Annotated in this window: 21 protein-coding genes; 4 read left to right on the top strand and 17 right to left on the bottom strand. The window is 45.0% G+C overall.

The annotated features are described in order from the left end of the window. Positions 1-14 precede the first annotated feature (14 nt). The 4 genes from rpmI to ABXT59_RS03890 all read right to left on the bottom strand — a co-directional run bounded on the left by rpmI (position 15) and on the right by ABXT59_RS03890 (position 3,742). Positions 15-209 (bottom strand): 50S ribosomal protein L35, encoded by a 195-nt coding sequence (gene rpmI, locus ABXT59_RS03905; RefSeq protein WP_046482218.1) that lies wholly within the window; start codon positions 207-209, stop codon positions 15-17. Positions 210-300: 91 nt separating this feature from the next. Further along, complete coding sequence (gene infC, locus ABXT59_RS03900) at positions 301-840, bottom strand: translation initiation factor IF-3 (RefSeq protein ID WP_443638543.1); 540 nt, start codon at positions 838-840, stop codon at positions 301-303. Between the two features lie 84 nt (positions 841-924). Then, positions 925-2,844, bottom strand: coding sequence for a threonine--tRNA ligase (gene thrS / locus ABXT59_RS03895; protein ID WP_443637832.1), 1,920 nt, complete (start codon positions 2,842-2,844; stop codon positions 925-927). A 202-nt stretch (positions 2,845-3,046) separates the two neighbouring features. After that, entirely contained in the window at positions 3,047-3,742 is a 696-nt protein-coding gene (locus ABXT59_RS03890; RefSeq protein ID WP_443637830.1) for a FadR/GntR family transcriptional regulator, read from the bottom strand. 187 nt (positions 3,743-3,929) lie between these two features. On the opposite strand from ABXT59_RS03890, the gene ABXT59_RS03885 reads away from it, so the two are divergent. Beyond that, the gene (locus tag ABXT59_RS03885; RefSeq protein WP_443637829.1) at positions 3,930-5,078 is read left to right on the top strand and encodes an alpha-hydroxy acid oxidase; all 1,149 of its coding nucleotides are present in this window, start codon (positions 3,930-3,932) and stop codon (positions 5,076-5,078) included. 3 nt (positions 5,079-5,081) lie between these two features. Here the strand turns inward: ABXT59_RS03885 and ABXT59_RS03880 are convergent, their stop codons facing one another. The 11 genes from ABXT59_RS03880 to grxD all read right to left on the bottom strand — a co-directional run bounded on the left by ABXT59_RS03880 (position 5,082) and on the right by grxD (position 17,626). Then, entirely contained in the window at positions 5,082-7,457 is a 2,376-nt protein-coding gene (locus ABXT59_RS03880) for a DNA polymerase II (protein ID WP_443637828.1), read from the bottom strand. A gap of 295 nt (positions 7,458-7,752) precedes the next feature. Then, positions 7,753-8,895, bottom strand: a complete 1,143-nt coding sequence (locus ABXT59_RS03875; protein ID WP_443637827.1) for a glycine cleavage T C-terminal barrel domain-containing protein — start codon at positions 8,893-8,895, stop codon at positions 7,753-7,755. A 327-nt stretch (positions 8,896-9,222) separates the two neighbouring features. After that, positions 9,223-9,705, bottom strand: a complete 483-nt coding sequence (locus tag ABXT59_RS03870; protein ID WP_443637826.1) for an Lrp/AsnC family transcriptional regulator — start codon at positions 9,703-9,705, stop codon at positions 9,223-9,225. 270 nt (positions 9,706-9,975) lie between these two features. After that, entirely contained in the window at positions 9,976-10,992 is a 1,017-nt protein-coding gene (gene mvaD / locus ABXT59_RS03865) for a diphosphomevalonate decarboxylase (RefSeq protein ID WP_443637825.1), read from the bottom strand. Beyond that, positions 10,989-11,993 carry a mevalonate kinase family protein gene (locus tag ABXT59_RS03860; protein ID WP_443637824.1) on the bottom strand — a complete coding sequence of 335 codons (1,005 nt, stop codon included), beginning with the start codon at positions 11,991-11,993 and terminating at the stop codon, positions 10,989-10,991. The genes mvaD and ABXT59_RS03860 overlap by 4 nt, the downstream gene beginning before the upstream one ends. Further along, positions 11,986-13,071 carry a mevalonate kinase family protein gene (locus ABXT59_RS03855; RefSeq protein ID WP_443637823.1) on the bottom strand — a complete coding sequence of 362 codons (1,086 nt, stop codon included), beginning with the start codon at positions 13,069-13,071 and terminating at the stop codon, positions 11,986-11,988. Before ABXT59_RS03855 ends, ABXT59_RS03860 begins: the two co-directional genes overlap by 8 nt. Continuing rightward, complete coding sequence (locus tag ABXT59_RS03850) at positions 13,068-14,249, bottom strand: hydroxymethylglutaryl-CoA synthase (protein WP_443637822.1); 1,182 nt, start codon at positions 14,247-14,249, stop codon at positions 13,068-13,070. The genes ABXT59_RS03855 and ABXT59_RS03850 overlap by 4 nt, the downstream gene beginning before the upstream one ends. 53 nt (positions 14,250-14,302) lie before the next feature. Then, positions 14,303-15,331, bottom strand: coding sequence for a type 2 isopentenyl-diphosphate Delta-isomerase (gene fni, locus ABXT59_RS03845; protein WP_443637821.1), 1,029 nt, complete (start codon positions 15,329-15,331; stop codon positions 14,303-14,305). Next, positions 15,332-16,402, bottom strand: a complete 1,071-nt coding sequence (locus tag ABXT59_RS03840) for a hydroxymethylglutaryl-CoA reductase (protein WP_443637820.1) — start codon at positions 16,400-16,402, stop codon at positions 15,332-15,334. It lies immediately after the preceding gene. A gap of 240 nt (positions 16,403-16,642) precedes the next feature. Then, positions 16,643-17,248 carry a peroxiredoxin gene (locus tag ABXT59_RS03835; protein WP_443637819.1) on the bottom strand — a complete coding sequence of 202 codons (606 nt, stop codon included), beginning with the start codon at positions 17,246-17,248 and terminating at the stop codon, positions 16,643-16,645. 39 nt (positions 17,249-17,287) lie between these two features. After that, positions 17,288-17,626, bottom strand: a complete 339-nt coding sequence (gene grxD, locus ABXT59_RS03830) for a Grx4 family monothiol glutaredoxin (protein ID WP_443638541.1) — start codon at positions 17,624-17,626, stop codon at positions 17,288-17,290. A gap of 189 nt (positions 17,627-17,815) precedes the next feature. Here grxD and argF point away from each other — a divergent pair, with 189 nt between their 5' ends. Beyond that, positions 17,816-18,739 carry an ornithine carbamoyltransferase gene (gene argF, locus ABXT59_RS03825; protein ID WP_443637818.1) on the top strand — a complete coding sequence of 308 codons (924 nt, stop codon included), beginning with the start codon at positions 17,816-17,818 and terminating at the stop codon, positions 18,737-18,739. A gap of 9 nt (positions 18,740-18,748) precedes the next feature. Next, complete coding sequence (locus ABXT59_RS03820) at positions 18,749-19,705, top strand: LysR family transcriptional regulator (protein ID WP_443637817.1); 957 nt, start codon at positions 18,749-18,751, stop codon at positions 19,703-19,705. Here ABXT59_RS03820 and ABXT59_RS03815 read toward each other — a convergent pair. Together ABXT59_RS03815 and ABXT59_RS03810 are read right to left on the bottom strand one after the other, a co-directional pair. Beyond that, positions 19,650-20,444 (bottom strand): sensor histidine kinase, encoded by a 795-nt coding sequence (locus ABXT59_RS03815; RefSeq protein ID WP_443637816.1) that lies wholly within the window; start codon positions 20,442-20,444, stop codon positions 19,650-19,652. The genes ABXT59_RS03820 and ABXT59_RS03815 overlap by 56 nt on opposite strands. Then, positions 20,445-21,173: a response regulator gene (locus tag ABXT59_RS03810; RefSeq protein ID WP_443637814.1), complete on the bottom strand. Its 729-nt coding sequence runs from the start codon at positions 21,171-21,173 to the stop codon at positions 20,445-20,447. A 336-nt stretch (positions 21,174-21,509) separates the two neighbouring features. Between ABXT59_RS03810 and ABXT59_RS03805 the strand changes: the two genes are divergently transcribed. Continuing rightward, positions 21,510-22,865 carry a class II 3-deoxy-7-phosphoheptulonate synthase gene (locus ABXT59_RS03805; protein ID WP_443637812.1) on the top strand — a complete coding sequence of 452 codons (1,356 nt, stop codon included), beginning with the start codon at positions 21,510-21,512 and terminating at the stop codon, positions 22,863-22,865. Positions 22,866-22,871 lie beyond the last annotated feature (6 nt).

The following is a 22,871-nucleotide window of genomic DNA, read 5'->3' as shown; positions in this document are numbered from 1 at the left end:
TTACCAGTGACTAATTAGATATACGGCAACATGCGCTTTACTAATGGCTTATCTGCAGCACTAATCTGCAAAGTGCCACGTAAATGACGCTTACGTTTGGTACTCTTTTTGGTCAAAATATGACTGGTGAAGGACTGACGGTGTTTAAAGCCGTTAGCAGTTTTCTTGAATCGTTTTGCAGCGCCGCTGCAAGATTTCATCTTAGGCATTACATTTACTCCACGCATTCGTTGATTGTTAATGAAGACGCAATTAAGAACCTAAACTCTTAAGCGGTCTCCCGATTGTAACTTTTAAGGGTTACTTTCTTTTCTTGGGTGCCAAAACCATAGTCAATTGACGGCCTTCCATCTTTGGGTATTGCTCTACTCCAGCGTATTCAGCCAAATCGACCTCTACACGCTTGAGTAACTCCATACCCAATTCCTGATGTGCCATCTCGCGACCACGGTAACGCAAGGTTACTTTCGTCTTATCACCATTTTCTAGGAAACGGATCAGGTTGCGTAGTTTTACCTGATAATCTCCTACATCAGTCCCTGGACGGAACTTGATTTCTTTCACTTGCGTCTGCTTTTGCTTCTTTTTAGCAGCTGCTTTCTGTTTTTTTACTTCAAACACTTGTTTGCCATAGTCCATGATCTTACAGACCACAGGCTCAGCATCAGCTGCGATCTGAACCAGATCCAGCTTGGCAGCTTCTGCCATTATCAGTGCTTCAGCTACAGAAACGATGCCGACTTGCTCGCCGTCGGCACCGATGAGACGACACTCTGTCGCTTCAATATGTTCGTTAATTGTTGGGCGTTTTGTTTTGCCCTTATTGTATTCCCGTTTAATTTCGGTATCTCCGTACTTGTTAACCTAATAGGTTAGCTGCCATCTTGCATGCTAACCTGTTGCATTCATTTTTGAAGCATTAATTTACGCTTCGGTGCGTCCCAACTTAGCAATGTCTGCATTGAGCAAATCTGCAAAAGCTGTGAGGCTCATATTGCCCAAATCTTCACCTGTGCGCGTGCGCACTGTGACCGACTGAGTTTCAACTTCCTTATCACCAATCACTAGCAGGTAAGGAACTTTAAGAATTGTGTGCTCGCGGATTTTAAAGCCTACCTTTTCGTTTCTCAAGTCCGCAGAGGCCCTAAAACCCATTTTTGTGAGTTTTTCTTCAACTTCTTGGCAAAAAGGTGCTTGTTTGTCCGTAATATTCAGAATTGACACTTGTTTGGGCGCGAGCCAAGGGGGCATAGCACCCGCAAAGTTCTCAATCAAAATACCTAAAAAACGTTCAAATGAACCCAAAGTTGCTCGGTGCAGCATCACGGGAACTTCACGATCACCCACTTCGTTTACAAACTGCGCATCAAGGCGCCCCGGCATAGAAAAATCTACTTGGATGGTGCCACACTGCCAAACCCGGCCGAGGCAATCCTTCAAAGAGAATTCAATTTTCGGGCCATAAAAAGCGCCTTCACCCGGTAAAATATCAAAGGGCAGTTGTTTAGCATTGAGCGCTTCTTCAAGGGCTGCTTCGGCACGGTCCCACACTTCGTCTGAGCCTACCCGTTGTTCTGGACGAGTGGACAACTTCAAAATGACGTCATCAAATCCAAAGTCACGGTACACGTCATACAAAAAATCAATAAATCGAGCCACCTCGTCTTGCATCTGATTTTCAGAGCAAAATATATGACCATCATCCTGCGTAAAACTGCGCACGCGCATGATACCATGCAAAGTGCCAGAAGGCTCATTACGATGGCAAGAGCCAAACTCTGCCATTCGAATTGGTAATTCTTTGTAACTTTTTAAACCTTGATTAAAAATTTGGATATGACACGGGCAGTTCATCGGCTTAACTGCATAATCGCGGCTTTCTGAAGATGTGGTAAACATCATCTCCGAGAATTTATCCCAGTGACCAGAACGCTCCCAAAGGCTGCGATCAACCACTTGTGGGGTTTTCACTTCTTGGTAGCCACCTTGGTTTTGGCGCTCACGCATGTAGCGCTCTACCACTTGATAGATAGTCCAGCCATTGGGGTGCCAAAACACCATGCCAGGTGCTTCTTCTTGGGTGTGAAATAGATCTAGCTTTTTACCCAGTTTACGGTGATCCCGTTTCTCAGCTTCTTCTAAGCGATGTAAATAAGCCTTTAGATCTTTTTTGTCTGCCCAAGCCGTGCCGTAAACACGCGTCAGCATGGCGTTGTTAGAATCACCTCGCCAGTATGCACCAGCTACTTTCATCAACTTAAACGACTTAATATGGCCTGTAGACGGCACGTGGGGGCCACGACATAAGTCTGTAAAGCCACCTTGGCTGTAAAAAGATAAATCTTCCTCGCCCGGGATACTGTCAATAATCTCTACTTTGTAGTCTTCACCAAGGTCTTTGAAAAATTCAACAGCCTCTGAGCGGCTCATGATGCGGCGCTCAACCTTAAGGTTTTCCTTAGTCAGGGCTTTCATGCGCGCTTCAATTTTCACTAAATCTTCAGGCGTAAACGGGCGTTCATAAGCAAAATCGTAGAAGAACCCGTCCTCGATCACAGGCCCTATGGTCACCTGTGCTCCGGGAAACTCATCTTGCACTGCTTGGGCCATCATATGCGCACAAGAATGACGCATCACTTCAAGGCCTTGCTCATCCTTAGACGTAACAATGGCCAAATCTGTGTCTTGAGTGATGACAAAACTAGTATCCACTAATTCACCCAACACTTTGCCAGCAATCGCTGCTTTTGCAAGGCCTGGGCCTATGTCAAAAGCGACGTCATGGATAGAGATAGGCGCATCAAAAGCACGCTGACTGCCATCAGGAAGTGTGACTACAGGCATAAACAATCCTTGCTCAGTGGTGACCCCTACCAAAGGCCACTTGGGGTGAAGCGCTGCAGCGTTTGTCCTTGCAAAATATTATCGCTAAAAAGGAGGACATAGATGGCGCAAAAATTAAGGCGCTTATATTACCTTTATTAGGTTTTAAGAACAAGCTTTTGGGGCCTTTTTGGCAATCCAAAGCTGTCTTAATTCAAGCCTGTTAAATCCGGTTCTTTAGCAACGACATCGAGTAGAGAATGTGTTCCTGTGCTGCAGCCTTCGCGGCTATCCCATCACGGATCATAACCGCTTCATAAATAGCCTGATGTTGCCTTCTAATAGCCGCTGAAACCTCTTCAGATAGGGTCAAATCATGGCCTGCAACACTGTAGAGGGTGCCATAAATAGCATTAAAGAATTGGGCATAAAACACCTGACTCAAAGACACAACAATTAAACTGTGGCAAGATTCAGCAATGAGCATATGAAAATTCACATCAGCCTTAGCTTTTTGCAGCGCATTACCACGGCGTTTTATCATGGCCTTGTAGGCATCAGCTATGGTCAGTAATTCGTCGTCTGTCGCGCGCTCACAGGCATATTTCACAGCCTCCCCTTCTAGCACCAAACGCGTCTCCATGATGGACAGTTGTAACGCCACAGAATTAAGTTCGATACCTGACATGGGCTCAGTAAACTGAAACTCGAATAAGTTGTTTACATAACAACCAGAGCCATGGCGGGTCGTGATTAAACCTTTCATTTCTAGCGTCGTTATAGCTTCTCGCAAACAGGTACGTGACACGCCAAAGCGCTTCATCAATGTCAGTTGCCCGGGTAATTTATTGCCTGGTAACCATCGACACTGACGGATATCATCCTCTATGGCATTACTAATTTGCTCTACTTTGTTCATGTCAAACACCTGAAAATTGGTCAGATCACTTTACCTTATTTTCCTCCTACCTACTAGAGCAGAATCATGGGCAAGTGCATACTGTCGCAACGTTTTACAACCCCGCGTTAGTTTCTGTGTGCCAGACAAGCTATTTTATATAGCCTAAAATGTATAGAGACTAGACCATGAGCGAAGGCAAATTAACATGGATTCACGTTACCCCTCTATTGAAATGCTAGCTGATCGCGCAAAAAAGCGCATGCCTGGATTTGCCTATGACTACCTCACGGGGGGCTGTTTTTCTGATATTAATGTGGCTCGAAATACACAGGATATTAGGGCTATCCAACTTCGCCCCAACTACTTACGCGATTTCAACGGTGCTTCACAAACGACACATCTTTTTGGCAAAACTTATGACGCCCCTTTTGGTATCGCACCTGTTGGACTGCAAGGACTAATGTGGCCTAAATCCTGTGAAATTCTGGCACAGGCTGCTAAACAGCACAACGTGCCCTTTTGTCTGAGTACCGTGGGCACCTCTAGTATTGAGACCATCGCAGAAATTACTAAAGGCGATTTTTGGTTCCAACTCTATCACCCTACCCAGAACCAGTTACGCGATCAACTCCTTGAGCGGGCTGCACAGGCGGGTTGCAAAACCTTAGTGCTGTTAGCTGACACACCTACTTTTGCTTACCGCCCCAAAGAAATTCGTAATGGCCTCTCTATCCCACCACAAATGACCTTGCGCAATATCCTACAAATAGCAGGCCATCCAAGATGGGCGCTGGAACAACTGTTAGCAGGACAACCTGAGTTTAAAACCATGAAACCATACATTCCTGATGGTCTAAACATGCAACATCTTGGACTTTTTATGGACAAAACCTTTTCAGGACGTTTAACAGAAGACAAGATCAAAGCCATTCGTGACCAATGGCAAGGTAATTTAGTCATCAAAGGCATCGTTAATCCAGACGATGCTGAGATAGCCATTAGACTCGGTGTCGATGGTTTAATTGTATCGAACCATGGAGGCAGGCAACTGGACTCGGGGGAATCTACCATCAAACCTCTCACCGCACTGGCAGAAAAATACAGTGACACAGTGACATTGATGATGGATGGTGGCATTCGTTCGGGTGCAGACGTTGCATCAACCTTGGCATCAGGTGCCAAGTTTACCTTCCTTGGCCGAGCCCCAATGTTTGGTGCTTGTGCCCTAGGAGCAGAAGGTGGCAACCAGGTGCTAGAGATACTCAAACGCCAGTTACAGCAGGTAATGGAGCAAGTTGGCTGTGAACAAATCACAGACTTACCAAAGCATCTGATTACTCAAACTATGGGCTAATGACTAGAACAAGCCCAACTGCCGCTCAGTGAGATTAGCAAAGCTGTCATTTAAAAAAGGTAAAATACCATCAACCACGGGTTCTATTTGACGCTCAATGTAATGTTCGTAATCATAGTTACCAGGACTCATTTCTAAGGGTTCTGGCCCAGTAAGGGTGATCACATATTCGATCCAACCACCATTAGTGTAAGCTGATGGTAATTGGTTTTTTAAACGCCAAGTCTCTGCTTTTCGTGCTGCTTGCACATGGGGTGGAATGTTTTTTTGATACTCATCTAGGGGCCTACGCAGCCGTTTTCGATAGACTAATTTGTGGTCTAGCTGCCCTGACCTTACTTGTTCTAATAAGGGCTTGATAAGATCCACATAGGGCTGATCATTGAATACCCGTTGATAAAGCTCTGCCTGAAGTTCTTTTGCTAATTTGGTCCAATCTGTTCGCACTTGTTCTAGACCTTTGAAAAGCATCTTTTTTTCACCTTCTGAAGACACAGTCACACCTGCATAGCGCTTTTTACTGCCTGTTTCTTGTCCCCTTATTGTGGGCATGACGAAACGACTAAAATAGGTTTCAAACTCAATTTCTAAATAGCTTTTCAGTTTGAACTCTAACTTGAGGTGTTGGGTCCACCATTTATTAAGTGACTGGGCTAGATCATTGCCTTTGCCTTGCACCTGATCTAAAGACATAGCATCGTCACCGAGCCACACAAAAACTGAATCCGTGTCACCATAGATGACCTGCATGCCTTGTTGTTGTATCAGATCTTTAGTTTGATTCAAAATGGCATGGCCACGCAAAGTAATGGAACTGGCTAAACGTTGATCATAAAAACGACAGACATTAGACCCTAGTACCCCATAACAGGCATTCATCACAATTTTTATAGACGTGGATAAGGGTGTATTTTTATCCGCCTTAGCAATATCTCTTGCAGCCCATAAGTCACTAATGATCTCAGGCAAGATACTTTGTTGACGACTAAATTGGGCACCTTTGTAGCCACTCACAGCATCCGCTTCTTGCAAACCTCTAATCAAACCTAAAGGATCGATTTTGAAACTTCGAATAATACTTGGATATAGGCTTTTAAAGTCCAATACCAATACATTGCGGTATAGGCCAGGTCTGGAATCCATCACAAAACCACCCGGACTATCACCTGCTTGACCCGAGGCAAAAGCAGGTGCTACATAACCTTGGCGGTGCAATCTTGGTAAATACAAGTGATCAAAAGCTTGAGAAGAACCCCCCATCCGATCCATTGGTAATCCTGTTAAACGCGCCCGTTCAATAAGAAAAGCCAACAGCTTAGCTTGCATGAAAATATCCCACACCAAGCGACAATCTTCAAGATTATACCTGACTAACGCATCAGGTTGTTGTCGATACAAGCGCTGAATTTCTTCACCACGGTCTTTTGGTTTGGTGATGTCTTTGCCTCTACCCAACAGCTGATGGGCCACATGGTCTAAGGCAAAGGATTCAAATTGCCATGTTGCTGCGCGCATTACTTCAATGCCATCTAAAGCCACACGGCCCGGCATATAGAGCTTTGCAGGGCGATTTCCCTGTCCAGCCCGCCATCGAATTTCTTCACCTCCACGACCTAATCGTAAACGCACCCCTAACTCACGAGCCCGAGCGCACAGAATTTGAAAATCAAACTGCACAACTGACCAGCCCATAATGGCATCTGGGTCAAAGTCTTGTAACCAATGGATAAACTGCTTCAATAGCTGCCTTTCATTCTCACACACCTGTGTGTAAGGCGGCACAGCTTGTAAAAGCTCTGAAGGCATTTGGGCAGGCCAATGTAACCAAACCTTTTCTACTGGAGTCTCCTGCTCCATGGCATAGACCGCAATACTATGAATAGTTTTACCATCCATGGTTGTTTCAATGTCCAGAGAAATGGCTTTAATATTAGGCGTATAGTCACAAGTTTTTACTCGAGTATCAGTGATCGTGCCCTTCTGTGGTAGCCCATCAACTACCAGACTTGCGCTGATAAAACGCTCCATTAAATAACGCTCTTGAGGCTGAATATCTTGTTCCATAAGAGCAATATTTGCCTCACGTAAAACACCACACACTTGCTGAAAGACCTTTTGGTTGGTCATATAAAGCGCCATCACAGCCTCATGATCAAAGGTTTTAAGCGCGACTTGTTGAAAGCGCCAACTGGCACTTGACAATGCCATGGACTGGATTATATGTTTGGCATCATCTTGCTGTGATAGAGGGAAAAAACACACAGCTTCTTGCTGGGTTTGCTGCAGGCATACGGGCCCATGATCGGTCGCTAGCCAATAGCTCAGGATTAGACCTTGCTCAGTGTCCTGACTGTGGCGAGATAACACAAAACCTTTCATTATTACTCTGGCCTATGTGACTTATTTAACTTATGAGATTAAGTCTTCATGCTTTTGTTGCTTCAGCTGAACTACTTCAACTCAGCAAGGGGCTGCAAAGTACTCAGTTGCACTTTGCAGCCCCTTTAGAAGGGCGAGTAGTAAACCCCACCATGACTCGGCTTAACGCATACTGTAAAACAAGCTGAAACGACTAAAGTGGCCTCCTCATTGAGAGGCATTCTCTGCTTGTATGATCGCTCTACCTTGTATGATAACAGATATAGGTTGGCTCAGCGGGTGTGTTCAAAAAGCGTTAATTGGCCGCTAATTTCTTGTTAGGATCGAAAAAGGGTTTTTCAACAACCGTTGCAGTCTCATTACCACTTGGTTTTATGACTTGATATTCTGTACCCAAAGCAGCGACATCGGCATCAACCATGGCCAAGGCAATGTTTTTTTCTAGGCGAGGTGAGTAAACTGCAGAGGTGACCTTTCCAACCCACTGACCGTCTTTTTCGAGCGCCCAAAAGCGCGTATTAGATCCTGTCATTGCGGGACCACTGATCAATAAACCAACATGCTTGCGGGTAATACCTTGATGACGAATTTTTTGTAATGCAGGCTTTCCAATAAATTCAAAGTCAGCATCAAGATCAATTAAACGATCAAGTCCTAATTCAAACGGGTTGGTATTAATATCCATGTCTGCATGGTATGACAGCATACCGCCTTCAATACGCCGAATGGTTGAGGTATGACCTGGTTTCAGACCCCAAGGTTGGCCAGCTGCCATTATTTTTTCCCATAAGAGGTCACCTTTGGAAGCGTCACGCAGATATATCTCATAGCCCAATTCACTTGACCAGCCTGTGCGAGAAACAATTAACGAAATGCCATCGAGTTCATATTCCCGTAACCAATAATATTTAAGGTCACCCACGCCTGCACCAAACAGCGCCTGCATAATTTCCCCTGAGTTAGGGCCCTGCAACTGTAGCGGTGAGACATCTGGTTCACAGATATGCACATCCATACCAGAAGCCACAGCAACACCCTGAGCCCAAAGCAAAATGTCGCTGTCAGCCAGGGATATCCAAAAGTGGTTCTCAGCTAACCTAAGTAAAATAGGATCATTTAAAATTCCACCTTGCGCATTCGTGAGAAGCACATATTTACATTGGCCTACAGCGCATTTAGAGAGGTCGCGTGACACCAGAAGCTGCACAAACTTGGCTGCATCTGGACCTGTTATTTCTACCTGACGTTCAACCGCAACATCACATAAAATAGCGTCATTGACTAAGTTCCAAAAGTTTTGCACTGGGTCACCAAAATCCCTTGGAATATACATGTGGTTGTATACCGAAAACCCTTTAGCGCCCCATCGCACAGTCGCGTCAAAGAAAGGTGACTTACGAATTTGTGTACCAAAACCAAACTCCTCAGATGCTGTCATTGTATGATCCTTATCGGCTGAATTAACGGCCATTAGCAGACGTTATGCAATATGGCTAGCATAATCTTAAACTATAAGAGAATTGAAGCGAGAGAGTAGACTAAAAAAAACTCAAGGTGAGACTATTTGGTCTCATTTATTTGCACAAAAAGTCTGTTTAGGGAAGCCGTTTGAAGCCTGCCAATAAAAGTGAGACAACAGCTTTAACGAGAGCTGAATATCAGCTATTTATGGCCAGAATTGAGGGTTTTTTATTGATCTTGTGAGATCACTCACTGCTGTTATAACTGATGCTATAACTGATTTTTTCACTATGGTTGGCAATAACTAATCACTCAACAGTGTTAACAGATTTGGCGGGGCCGCTTTAACCTGCTTAGTGACTATGTAAATGAAATAACGGTCGATACCAATTTCATCAGTAAGCAACTGCTCCACCAAAGATTGAAAATGATGTAGATTTTTAGAAATGACCATCAACACGTAGTCAGATCCTCCACCTGTGGCGCAACATTCTACAATTTCGTCTATCTGCTGTATGTAAGACTCAAACCGATCGAAGTCAGACTTTTTATGAGTTTTCAGTGCAATAGTAACAATGACTTTGGTAAAATCAATGAGCTGATCAAGGTTTATTTGTCCTTGGTAACCTTTAATCACGCCTAATTTTTTGAGTTTATCAAGCCTTACCCAGCATGGTGTTGGTGACAGATTGACGAGCTCTGCCAGTTTAAACTTACTCATTTTCCCATGCTGCTGGACCGCATTTAGAATTTTTATGTCGATCGCATCTAAGGCAACTTTTTTCATTTTTGCGTTCTCTTTTACCATAGCCCAGCCCATTAAACACACTTATATACGTCAAAGGCTTGGCGTGTCAACTGCCTCGATCACCATCTGACTGCCCTATACCGCTTTAGAGGATACAAGACATTGTGCAACCTTCAAAGTTCGACCTAAGGCTTTTACCTGAGTCAATGTGACCATTTATTAATTTATTTTATATATTAATATCAGAAGCTTATGATTTATAACACCAGTAAATATAAAATTGTATTAAGGTAGGCTAAAGACCATATATTATGCAAACGGCGTAATTATTTTAATGTCAGGGAAGGCTGCTTGCACCTCTTGCTGATACTTAGCCTCAAACAGCAATTTAACATTAGGACCCGCATCCATGGTTAGATAAAGGGGTAGCCCTTGTTCACGTAACTGCCAAACTTTTTGCATTTGAATTAATGATTCTGGCAGCCAATACACTAGTGGAGGCCATGCGGAAGCCATCGTTGCATGCATGCTCATGGCGTTATGTTCTGCTGTTTTAGCCATGGTTTCAAAATCACCTGCCACGATTGCTCTTTCAATAGTCACAAGGTCAGATTCAGCTTGCTGAGGCCATTGTTGATACAAGGCTGAGGTCGCTATTGTGCGCGCCATTCCTAGGCGTGAAGAAACCGCTTTAGTTTGGCTTGAAATGGTTAATAAACCAATCCTCAATTGGGGCCACTGCTGCTCCAAAGGTGCAGCAATGCTATCACTGCCATCAGTCCTATCGCCTGCTTGCCATTTAACAAAACCATGCCATAAGGATCGACTGGCACTACCACTGCCTAAGCGCGCTAATGCCGAAAGCTGCTGCTCTGGCAAGTGCCAGTCCATCAGACTATTAGTAGCTAGGGTTAGAGCTGCAAAGCCACTGGCAGAAGATGCAAGTCCTGCTGCCGTTGGCACAGTATTGTGAGTGTCTACCCGCAATTTAATGTGTTTGGGTAAAACCCGGTCTAACCACTCAATCAGCTGGGTTGCGAAACTCTGTCCGACGTCAACTTCTTCACCATTCAAAATCACTTGATGCGCGGGCGCATCGATCACCGAGAGACCTGTTTGAGTCCCATGTTCAGCTAATGAGATGGATAAGGAGCCCGTAACTGGCAAATTAAAGCTTGCCTCACGTTTACCCCAGTATTTGCTCAGGGCAATGTTACTGGGTGCATAGGCACTCGCTTGGGCCGCTGGAGTATTATTTTTAGCTGCACCCAAAACCTGATCTAGCCAAGTGCCAACGGACATTGCCTGGTTTGAATTTTGGCTCATAACTGCTTCTCATGTTGTAACGCCTTAGGTAATTGCATTTCTTGGCGCAGACCTTGGGGTTCTATTTGAACTGATATTTGCGGGTGGGGCCAATCTAAGGCTTCACTGCCGAGCAAGAGCACACAATCCCCCAAACCAGACCCAGAAATTTTGGCGCCCAATAAAGTATCTAACGGTGACTTCTTTTGAGCCAAACGAATAATAGTTTCGGTACTTTCGTCACTCACACCGAGGGCTCTCATTAATATTTGATATTGATTCATGGACTGGGCAAAAGCCCACCAGTCTTCTCGTTCTAAAGCCTTTTCACTGGTTTCAACACAAGCACCCATTTGTTCATAAAGTTGCGCAAAACGCTGCGGTTCTTGCTCAGCTGCCTCAGCCACTTGGGCAATGACTAGCGGTGTCAGAGTTTTATAACCACAATAAACAAGCAGTAGGTGAGGTGCGTCTTGCAATGCTGCTAACGACAACAACGTCTTTTTAGCCCTTAATGGATTGCCTTGAAACTTTACAATGCCCCCAAGAGCACTCGCCGCAACATCGGCACCAGAACCCCTGCCCTGCACTTTACGAATGGATTCTATACTGGTTTGCATGGCTTCCTGAGCGTCAAACCTACCATTGGCAAGCAGCGCCATAGCGCCCATGCACGCTACCGTGACAGCTGCTGATGATCCCAAACCCAGGGTGTGTTCAAATTCAGACTCAATCACGAGTTCGACACCCCCACTTTTAACTTGGCCACTCAGGGTCAGTGCCTGTAACACAAAAGCAAAAGAAGACGTTCGCTCTACTTGCATGGCTAACTCATTAACAGCACATTCAAAGTAACCTAAACTAGAGGTTATGACTATTTGTCCATCTGCGCGCTTAGATGCCTTCACAAAGATACGCTGGGTTAAGGCACATACCAAAGCACTATGACCAAATAGCACTGCATGTTCACCCATGAGCATGGTACTGGATGGTGCAGAGGCAATAACGCTTAAACTAGTCAAAGTAAACCACACCTTCTAAATCTGGCAGCATTTCTTGCATTTCATAAGCATAATTTAAGCACAGTTTTTGCATATGATCTAACTCCAGACCCACCACAAAAACTAGCCCGGCATGATCACCATCGATACTGCCGGCACCACAAATTTTTGCGGCTCCACCTTTAGACTCAACCTCAGCAATAAAATTTGATACCGTTTTTGGCACCACTCCAATATGCTGCAACAGCTTGTGATTGGCTGCGATAGCACTCACCATAGTTGTTAGATTAGATGGCAAACTAACACCTTCAGTGTCTGCGACCATGCAGTGTAGTAGTCGTTCTTGAACTTGACTAAATTGAGACCACAAATGAGCCGAAAAATTGTGTTGCCTCACAGCTTCCACACACTCACCTGTTGAACTATTTGGTTTGCCTGTAGAAACGAGAAAGCATGCACTTAAAGGTTTTAACGCTTGGCGTTCAGCAGTGCCAAGTTGATAGCGTTGTAAACCACCCATGATACACACGTATGGATCTAAGCCACTAGATCGACCATGCTGCCAATGTTCGCTGTGAGTTGTTTTTAATATTAATTGTGCCGCTGTTAAAGGCTGTCCGATGTGTTTAAAGGCTGCTGCTAGCATGGCTGCAACTAACGCAGCTGATGACCCCATCCCGCTGCCAGCCACTAAATCCATGGTGAGTTCAATAGCTAAACCAGGCTGGTCTGTTAACACATCAACCAGTCCACTTGCACCCAAAGCTGCCGCAAAAAACTGCACTGGACTTTCAATGACAAGGCATAGCAGAGCTGAGTCATGAAGGAAATTTTGGTGACGCGATTGTGTCTGGTGGGCCAACTGGGTCAGTTGCCCGTAACTAAAGTATTGATCGATGCCAAAGGCAGGCATTGTCAGATGAACACCTTCTATGCCGATACTGACAACTTTAGCAAAGGCATATTTTTGAATGGCACACGCTAAGGCAGGGGTCCCGTAAACCACTGCATGTTCACCACTAAGAATGACTTTACCCGGCACCCTTACTTTAGAGCAAGGTGGCCGAGATGGGAAAAGCGCCTGGTCAGACGCAGTCATTGCACCTGATAAAGGCGTTTGTGATCGCGGATACCCACGAGTCGAAATTGCCCCGTAGTTTGGTGTTCAAACTTGTGTTCACCGCCATCTGTAGGCACTTCAAAGGCGTACATTTTTTGGTATTCGGCGTAGCTAAGCGCCTGTCGCGCTTCCAGCATGGATTGGTGCTGCTGCTGGTGCAGCATATTTTGATATCCATCGGCTAGTGTGCCTGTAAAAAACTCACCTACACTGCCAGAACCATAACTAAAGAACCCAACACGTTTGCCCGCCAAATTAGCTGCTGTATTATCAAGTAATGAAATAAAACCAATATACATAGCCGCAGTGTAGCTGTTACCCGTAATCCGATTATAAATAAGGCTCGAAGAAATTTGATCTTCTAAAGTTTTTACAGTCAATTCGTGGGCATTGCCATTCGCTAAATGATTATGGGCTTTTTGAGCCATGCGGCTAAACGGTAAGTGATAACAGAAGTAATCAAAGTCACCAAACTTCAAATCACTTTGCTGCTGAAAATCTTGCCATGCAGAACGCACACAGCGTAAATAGACTTTAGTTGAGTACTTCCCATCCACCAGCGCGGTAGAGCGATAATTAGGACGCCAAAAGTCCATCACATCTTCTGTATGAACTCCCGTTTCAGGATCAAGCACAATGACTCTGGGGTTGGCGCTCACTATCATGGCTACCGCACCACAACCTTGGGTAGCTTCCCCAGGAGATTGTCGATCATAGCGAGCAATATCTGAGGCAATAACTAATACTTTTTCCTTGGGTTTACGAGCCACCCAAGCACACGCAAGTTGCAAAGCCGCAGTGGCGCTGTAACAAGCCTGTTTAAGTTCAACCACACGACAACGAGGACTTAACCGAAGAAGCGAGTGCAGATAAACTCCAGCCGCCTTGGATTGGTCGATGCCTGTTTCTGTGGCAAACAAAATAGTGCGGATTAAACTCGGATCTTCGCCCCGCTTTTTCATGCCTGCTAACAAAGGCACACTGGCGTTTGCCGCCATAGTAACCACATCTTCATCAGCTCCGGGCACACTCATGCGCTCTTGGCCTATGCCAACAGTGTATTTAGCGGCATCAGAGCCATTGTGGGCCGCTAACTCTTGCAAATCTAGGCTAAAGTTAGCGGTATAAAAACTTATATCATCAATACCAACGAGCATATAACTTCTCGACCTTCCCTACTACCAACTTAATGAAGTATAAATATCTTAGACTATCGTTCACTAAGCACTAAGGAATCATTTAAATGCAAATCATCTACGCTACTTGCCGATAACAAAAACATAGCGGTGACAAACTCTTTTTTCAAGGCCTCTATGGCATCCACGACGGCAGGTGTAGATTCCATGGCTGGAGCCAGCAGTGGTTTAGCGATACCACCTAAAGAGCCGCCCATTATAACACTCTTTATTAAGTCTAGCCCATTGCGCAAGCCACCGCTGGCAATGAAATTTGCTTGTTGCATGTAAGGCCTCGCATTTTTCATGGCTAAAGGCGTAGGAATACCCCAATCTTGTAGAGTAAATCCTAAAGTGTGGTTATCCTCACGGCGCTGTTGTTCAATGCGCGCCCAAGAGGTCCCACCCCGTCCAGCGACGTCAAACCATCGAATTCCATGGCGCAAACCTAACTCTATGTCCGCCACACTCAAGCCTGATCCTACTTCTTTCAGTACGATGGGTACCTCAAGTTCAGCTTGAGCACGGCCGATGGCTTGGGCAAGGTTAGCAAAATTAGTATCACCTTCTGGCTGCACAGCCTCTTGCAGCGGATTGAGATGGAGAAAGATCGCATCTGCAGATAAGACGTCTATAGCCTGCTGAAGCTGGGCTGATGCCATGCCATTATTGAGCTGGATAGCACCCATGTTGGCAAATAAAAGGGCATCAGGGGCATAGCGGCGCAAATCAAAACTAGCTTGAGCTTTGGTATCTTCTAGCATCACTCGTTGCGAACCCACGCCCATCGCCACACCTGTGATTTGTGCGGCTTCCGCCAAATGTTGATTCACCTTAGCAACTAAGACATCATCACCCCCAGTCATCGACGAAATCAGCAACGGAAAACTAAGGCGTTTGCCCATCACTTCAATGCTGGGGTCAACATCATGCAAATTGATTTCTGGCATGGCTCTATGCTGCAACTGCATGGCATCAAAAAAACGTCCATTACGCTCTACGCCCTCATCACGGCCAATAACTTCGATGTGCTGCCGTTTACGGCGATTGGTTTGATCATTCATTTAACGCTCTAACTTCAAATGGGCTTGCATGAGTTCACCTGGATTGGTTTGAGCCGCGAGTAAAGATAACTCACCACACAAGACTGTAGCCGCACAAATTTGGGCTAAGCGGCGCGCATTGGCACCCACTTCAATGTCTTGATTACAGCCTAATTTAGCTAAGTTTTGGGTCACAAAGTCTAAACCTTTGCCATTGCCTACAGTGCCCACAATAATGTTGGGTAGCGTGCAAGAAAAGTAAAGATCCCCCTCTTGCACTTCTGCGTGCACCATGCCTTGGGAACCTTCTATAATATTAGCCGCATCTTGGCCTGTAGCTAAGTAAAATCCGAGTAACATGTTAGCAAAATGAGCATTAGCGCTGCGCACGCCCCCCGCCATTAATGTACCCAACAGATTTTTCTTAATATTTAGATCGACCACCTTTTCAGGGGTCGTATTCAATTTTCGCTCACACAAAGCTCGTGGCACAGTTAACTCTGCTACGACGTATTTACCACGCCCTAAAATACCATTCACCGCAGTGGCCTTTTTATCACTGCAGTAATTACCAGAGATAGAACTATAGCTCAATTGTGGGTATTGCTTTAGTAGCCACTGCATCAAACTATCAGCCGCATGGGTCACCATATTATGGCCAGAGGCATCCCCAGTGTTAAGTTCCAAGCGCAAATAGAGCAAATTACCTACAATTTGCATGTTCATATTGAACAAGGTGGCAAAACGACTTGTTTGACCCACAATGTCTTGCATTTCTTGTTGTCGCATCTGAATCGACTGCCAAGCCCCTAATGCTTGATGAGCATCTTTCGCTTCTAACAAGATTGAACGAGTCATACGTTCATCAATCAAAGTCGTTTTAATGCCTTCGTTACATAGGGTCGATACGCGCGCTCCCCGGCCCACAGAATGCCACAAAGGGATTTCGTAGGTGGCTAGGGGTACCGACACTTTATCTTGCCACGCCGCATCAAAACTAGCTTGAGCACTAATTTTCATTGGCCCTACAAAACGCATAGGAACGGATGCTTGAGTCACTTTTGGACTCGTAATAGCAGAAGTAGGGGCCATTCAAGGTGCCTTATCAATAAAAAATGCGACGAAAACAAACAGAGTGTGATTTTAACTAGCCCAATACGGTTATGCAATGACGAATGTCAGGGTTAATGAACCCGTTAAGGTAAGGCAATCAAGTCACCAGAAACATAGTTGCATTGGCTTGGCCCACCATAGCTCAAGCATTGGGCTGACCCTATATGCAAAAAAGCCCCGTTAACTCAGGGTTAGCGGGGCTTTTTTTAAGTACAAGACTTATAGTTTATCGGCGTTGTCAGTCAGGTAAGAGGCTACTCCTGCAGCTGAATCTTTCATGCCTGAGTCACCTTTGTTCCAGCCAGCTGGGCATACTTCACCATGCTCTTCGTGGAACTGAAGAGCATCGACTATGCGCAATAGCTCGTCCATGTTGCGACCTAGTGGCAGGTCATTGATAATTTGTGAACGAACTTGGCCTTCACGGTCGATAATAAACGCGCCACGATACGCCTTGCTTCCATCAGCTAATTCAACGTCATAAGCGCGACAAATATTGTGTGCCATGTCCGCTGCTAAGGTGTATTTAACTGGGCCAATGCCACCGTCATTAATGGCTGTATTACGCCATGCACTGTGGGTGTGATGAGAGTCGATTGACACTCCAATAACTTCAACATTACGAGCTTCAAACTCATCCATACGGTGATCTAATGCAATCAGCTCAGAAGGACAAACAAAAGTAAAGTCTAATGGGTAGAAAAACACCAGCCCGTATTTACCTTTGATAGCTTCAGAAAGATTAAAATCATCAACGATAGTTCCATTACCAAGTACTGCAGGTACTGTAAAATCTGGTGCTTGCTTGCCGACTAAAACGCTCATAGCGGTTCCTCTATAATAGTTAATTTATGGTTTATTAAATTATTCTGCGCCTGCGTCTTCTTCAGCAGGTGCCGCAGCACTAATCATTTCAGCCAACTCACCTGATTGGGCTAAGTCTGTAATGATATCGCAGCCACCAACGAGTTCTCCGTTAATCCACAGCTGCGGAAAGGTTGGCCAGTTGGCATATTTAGGCAACTCAGTGCGTATGTCTGGGTGCTCTAAAATATTAACAAATGCAAAGCGTTCACCGCAGTTCATAAGGTTTTGCACTGTTTGTGAAGAAAACCCACACTGGGGGAATTTTGGCGTGCCTTTCATATATAGTAAAATGGCATTGCTTTCGATCTGTTCTTTAATCGTGGTTAAGGTATCCATGACTATAGTCTCGCTCATTGATGGTTGCATAATGTAATAAACTAATTATACCCATATCCGACTAATTTAGTCAGTTATTATTGGTTAAAAAGGCACCCTAATTTACACTTTTTATAAGCTTTATTGGCTAAGGTATTTGCAAGCATAGGCCATTAGACCTATCATTCTCGATTTAGGCGGCCACTTTTCATGTCCAATTCGTCACCACGGCACTTTCTAACATTGCTCGATTTGAATCCTAGTGAGCTTAATTGGATTATTCAACGAGCCATTGAACTCAAAAAAATACGCACTTTAAAGACCCCCTACGAACCCTTTCGTAATTTAGTTTTGGGCATGATTTTTGAAAAGTCATCGACAAGGACCCGTGTATCATTTGAAGCGGGCATGGCACAACTCGGTGGCCAAGCCATATTTCTATCTTCAAATGACACCCAACTAGGTCGTGGAGAGCCCATCACCGATAGCGCCCGAGTTATTTCGAGCATGGTGGATATAGTGATGATTCGGACGTTTTCCCACACTCAAGTAGAGGAATTTGCAGCTCATTCCAGAGTTCCAGTCATTAATGCGCTCACAGATGACTACCATCCTTGTCAATTATTAGCAGACGTTCAAACCTTCGTTGAACACCGAGGTTCCATCAAGGGCAAGACAGTGACCTGGATAGGTGATGGTAATAATATGTGCCATTCGTTTATTAACGCCGCTAGACAATTTGATTTTAAACTCAACATTGCTTGTCCAGACGGCTATTTACCTAATGCACAATTAATGGCGATCAATGCCAACCGGGTGCAACTTATACAAGATCCTAAACAGGCCGTCATAGGCAGTCACTTGGTCGTCACTGACACGTGGGCATCTATGGGCCAAGAAGATGAGAAAAAAGCTCGCTCAGCCAGTTTCGAGAACTACCAAGTAAACCCTGCTCTAATGAATTTGGCAGACCCAGAAGCGCTATTCATGCATTGCTTACCCGCCTATCGGGGCTTAGAAATTAGTCATGACATGTTTAATGACCCACGCAGCGTGGTGTTTGATGAGGCCGAGAACCGTTTGCACGCTCAAAAGGCGCTTATGGAATTTTTATTACTAGAGCCCAAGGTATAAGTAGACCCAATGATTGAGTTAAGACACCTGCGCACGCTAGCAGCCCTTCGAGAAACAGGCAGCCTTGTTGAGGCGGCTGAGAAAGTTTTCCTGACTCAGTCAGCTTTATCACACCAAATTAAAGACCTTGAACACAAGCTCAATTTAGATCTGTTTATACGCAAAACAAAACCGGTAGAATTTACCACTGCTGGTCAACGATTATTGCTGCTTGCAGATGATTTGTTACCACAAATTCGTAATACTGAGCGTGAACTTAGTCGTCTCGCTGCAGGGTCCGTAGGCCGCCTCAACATTGCCATAGAATGCCACAGTTGTTTTCAATGGTTAATGCCCAGTTTAGACATTTATCGGGCTGATTGGCCAGAAATGGAACTTGACTTATCCAGTGGTTTCAACTTTGCCCCACTACCCGCACTGCGCAGTGGAGAATTAGATTTGGTGATCACTGCGAACCCTAAAAATCTCCCTGGCATAAGCTATGTACCCTTGTTCAGCTATGAATCTGTGCTTGCGGTTAGTAATCATCATCCACTGGCTTCAAAAACCTTTATAGAAGCCCAAGATCTGTCTGATCAAACACTTATTTGTTACCCAGTTGATCGCGATATGCTCGATGTATTTGTACAGTTTTTGGAGCCTGCCGAAATTGAACCTGCCGCCATAAGGCATGCTGAACTGACCGTCATGATGATGCAGTTAGTCGCGAGTGGTCGGGGAGTATGTGCATTGCCAAATTGGGCTTTAGAGGAATACTCCAGCCGTGGTTATGTGACGGCTATACCAATGTCGCAAGCTGGTATTTGGTGCACCCTTTATGCGGCAGTGCGCAGTGACCAAGCCGATAGTAAATATATGATGGATTTTCTTGTTACGGCCAGAGAAACGTCTGCCGCCACTTTAGTGGGTGTTAAACAGACAGATCAGCAGGGTCAGGCATTGCAGGCCCCTGAGGATTGTCTTTAGGCTGGTGTACTGGAACTCGGATCATCATGTTAGCGCCACCAAGGGATTCGCTTCGACCTGCAATGGCCCGGCCTCCATGCCAATAGGCGATGCGTCTAACAATGGATAAGCCTAATCCAAACCCACCTGTCTTTCGGTTACGGCTTTCATCTAAACGGGTAAATGGAGCAAATACTTGGCCATAGTCAGACTCTGGTATACCGGGTCCGTCATCCTCAATACTCAACACACAAAAGTCACCTTCGATGTGATACCCGAGGGACACGTTAGCTTGGGCATACTTACATGCGTTGCCCAACAAATTTTGGCAAGCTCTGCGCAACTGCACAGGTTCTGCATCAATGATTAGACCATCGAGCAAAGAGTCTACCTTAATACTTAACTGAGGGTTCAGGGGTGCATATTGGCCACACATATTGGTAAGGATGTGGTTCACATCTACCTTTTGAAAAATAATTCTTGGGCCTCCATCTTCTAGATGAATATAGGTCATTATTTCGGCCACTAGGTCGTTAATTTCTTCTAGATCTTGCGCCATTCCTTTGCAGGAAGATTTCATACGCTGTTGCTGTTCACTGACACTATCGCCCTCTAAAATATCTTGCAATAACTGCAGAGCAAAGCTTAAACGTGCCACTGGGGTTCGAATTTCATGGGAAATAGCCGCCATTAACTCTTGCTGCAGAGCCATGCGTTTTTCCATACGCCCCAAGTTCGTTGGGTTGACTGGCAAAACCACTTAATTCTCCTTAACAAATAGATAGCCTCGACTACGAACCGTCTTAATCCGCCGAGGGTGCTCTGGATCATCACCAATTTTTGACCTAATTCGCGACACTCTCACGTCGATTGAACGGTCTTGACCATTGTACGAAATGCCTCGCAAGGCAGAGAAAATTTCTTCCCGGCTTAGTACTCTTCCAGCATTGCTAGCTAGCAGCCACAGCAAGTCAAACTCTGCACTGGTTAAATCAATGTCCTCATCGCCTAGCCAAGCTTCACGCATTGAATTGTCTATAATCAGACTGCCAAAATGGTGCCTAGAATCAGTAGGTTCTTGCAATCCAATAGTGTCTGAAGCCGCTTTTAACTTACTACTGCGACGTAACATGGCACTTATCCGAGCCAGCAATAACCTTGGCGTTACTGGCTTAGAAATATAATCATCGGCACCAACTTCCAGGCCTACCACTTGGTCTAATTCGTCAGTGCGGGCTGTTAGCATAATTATAGGACCGCTATATTCAGACCTCACTAACCTACATACACCCAAACCATCTTCCCCTGGTAACATCAAATCCAAAATCACCAAGTCAGGTTGTTCGGCCTTAATTCTTTCTACCGCAACTGCTCCATTGTGCTCCACACTCACACTCAGGCCGTTATTGCTTAAATACTCTCTAGTAAGTTCAGCCAAACGCTCATCGTCTTCGACAATTAAAATTTGCGTACTTTGATTAAAATCCACGCTTTAGTCCTAGGTTATCTATTAACCAGTCAAATTGACCTAATTATTGAATTAGAAATAAATAATTACATACTGTTATCTTAAAATAACTATATGTAACATAATATAGTCTAATGTAAGCAAAAGTAAACCACATCAGAACAGTTAGCGTGCGTGTGAGAACCAATTTTGTTCAAGCAAGTGTGCCATAAACTCATATCTGCCCTGTTATACTTAAACGTTAAATTCAAATATAACTTAGTACGATTGAACCTTACGCATAGGCGTGATATAAAATGACGATCTATAGTGCACTGCGTAACGCATTGTCAAACCTACCCTTTTTTGGCTCTCCTAATGAAACCTTGGTCTCCTACTAGCTGGCGCGAATTTCCAATATTACAGCAACCTAACTACCCCAATGCCGATTCCGTGACTCGAATTGAACAACAGTTGTCTCAGCTACCTCCATTGGTATTTGCAGGTGAAGCACAGGCGTTAAAACAACAATTAGCACAAGTCACTGATGGCCATGCATTTTTAATACAAGGCGGGGATTGTGCAGAAAGTTTTGCCGAGTTTAATGCCTCTAATATTCGGGATACGTTTAAAGTCATGTTGCAGATGGCGGTGGTATTAACCTTTGCAGGCAGTTGTCCAGTGGTCAAGGTTGGTCGTTTGGCAGGTCAGTTTGCGAAACCTAGATCGGCTGATACCGAAACCTTTAGTGGGGTAGAACTGCCTAGTTATCGGGGCGACATTATTAACAGTTCAGATTTCACTGCAGATGCTCGAGTGCCCAATCCAGAACGTTTAGTTCAGGCCTACAATCAGTCTGCAGCGACTCTTAACTTGCTCAGGGCGTTTGCACAAGGTGGTTTTGCCGACTTGAATAAAGTACACCAGTGGAATCAGGACTTCGTGCGGACGAGCCCCCTTGGCGCCCGTTATGAAGATTTGGCAGACCAAATAGACCGTTCTTTGAGCTTTATGAATGCCTGTGGGTTAAATGCGGGTAATACCCCACAACTTCACCAAACTAGTCTTTACACGTCTCACGAAGCCCTGCTTTTAAACTATGAACAAGCATTAACCCGCCAAGATAGCCTGACTAATGATTGGTACGATTGTTCGGCCCATATGCTTTGGATTGGAGACCGAACTCGACAAGTCGAAGGTGCCCATGTCGAGTTTTTACGGGGTGTTAAAAACCCCTTAGGCTTTAAGGCAGGCCCCACCATGAAAGCGGACGACATGCTGCGTTTACTGGATATACTCAATCCAGACAATGAAGCTGGTCGCATTAATATTATTGCTCGCATGGGAGCGGATAAGGTAGAAACCTATCTGCCAGAGTTGATTCGGGCCGTTGAAAGAGAGGGGCGCAAGGTTCTTTGGAGTAGCGACCCTATGCATGGCAATACCATTAAAACCCATACTGGCTATAAAACTCGCCAAGTCAAAGACATTTTAAGGGAAGTAAAAAGCTTTTTTGACGTGCATGCTGCAGAAGGAACATATGCGGGTGGTGTGCACTTTGAAATGACCGGACAGGATGTCACTGAGTGCATGGGCGGCGCCCATGATATCACTGCCGAAGGCTTAGCTGACCGTTACCACACGGCCTGTGATCCGAGACTCAATGCAGATCAAGCTTTGGAGTTAGCTTTTTTGATTGCTGATACTTTAAAACAGGCGCGCATCAACCGCTAAGGCCTG

The organism is Candidatus Njordibacter sp. Uisw_058, assembly GCF_047730065.1.
Lineage (GTDB): Bacteria > Pseudomonadota > Gammaproteobacteria > Pseudomonadales > Balneatricaceae > Njordibacter.
This window is presented reverse-complemented; position numbering and strand designations above follow the sequence as displayed.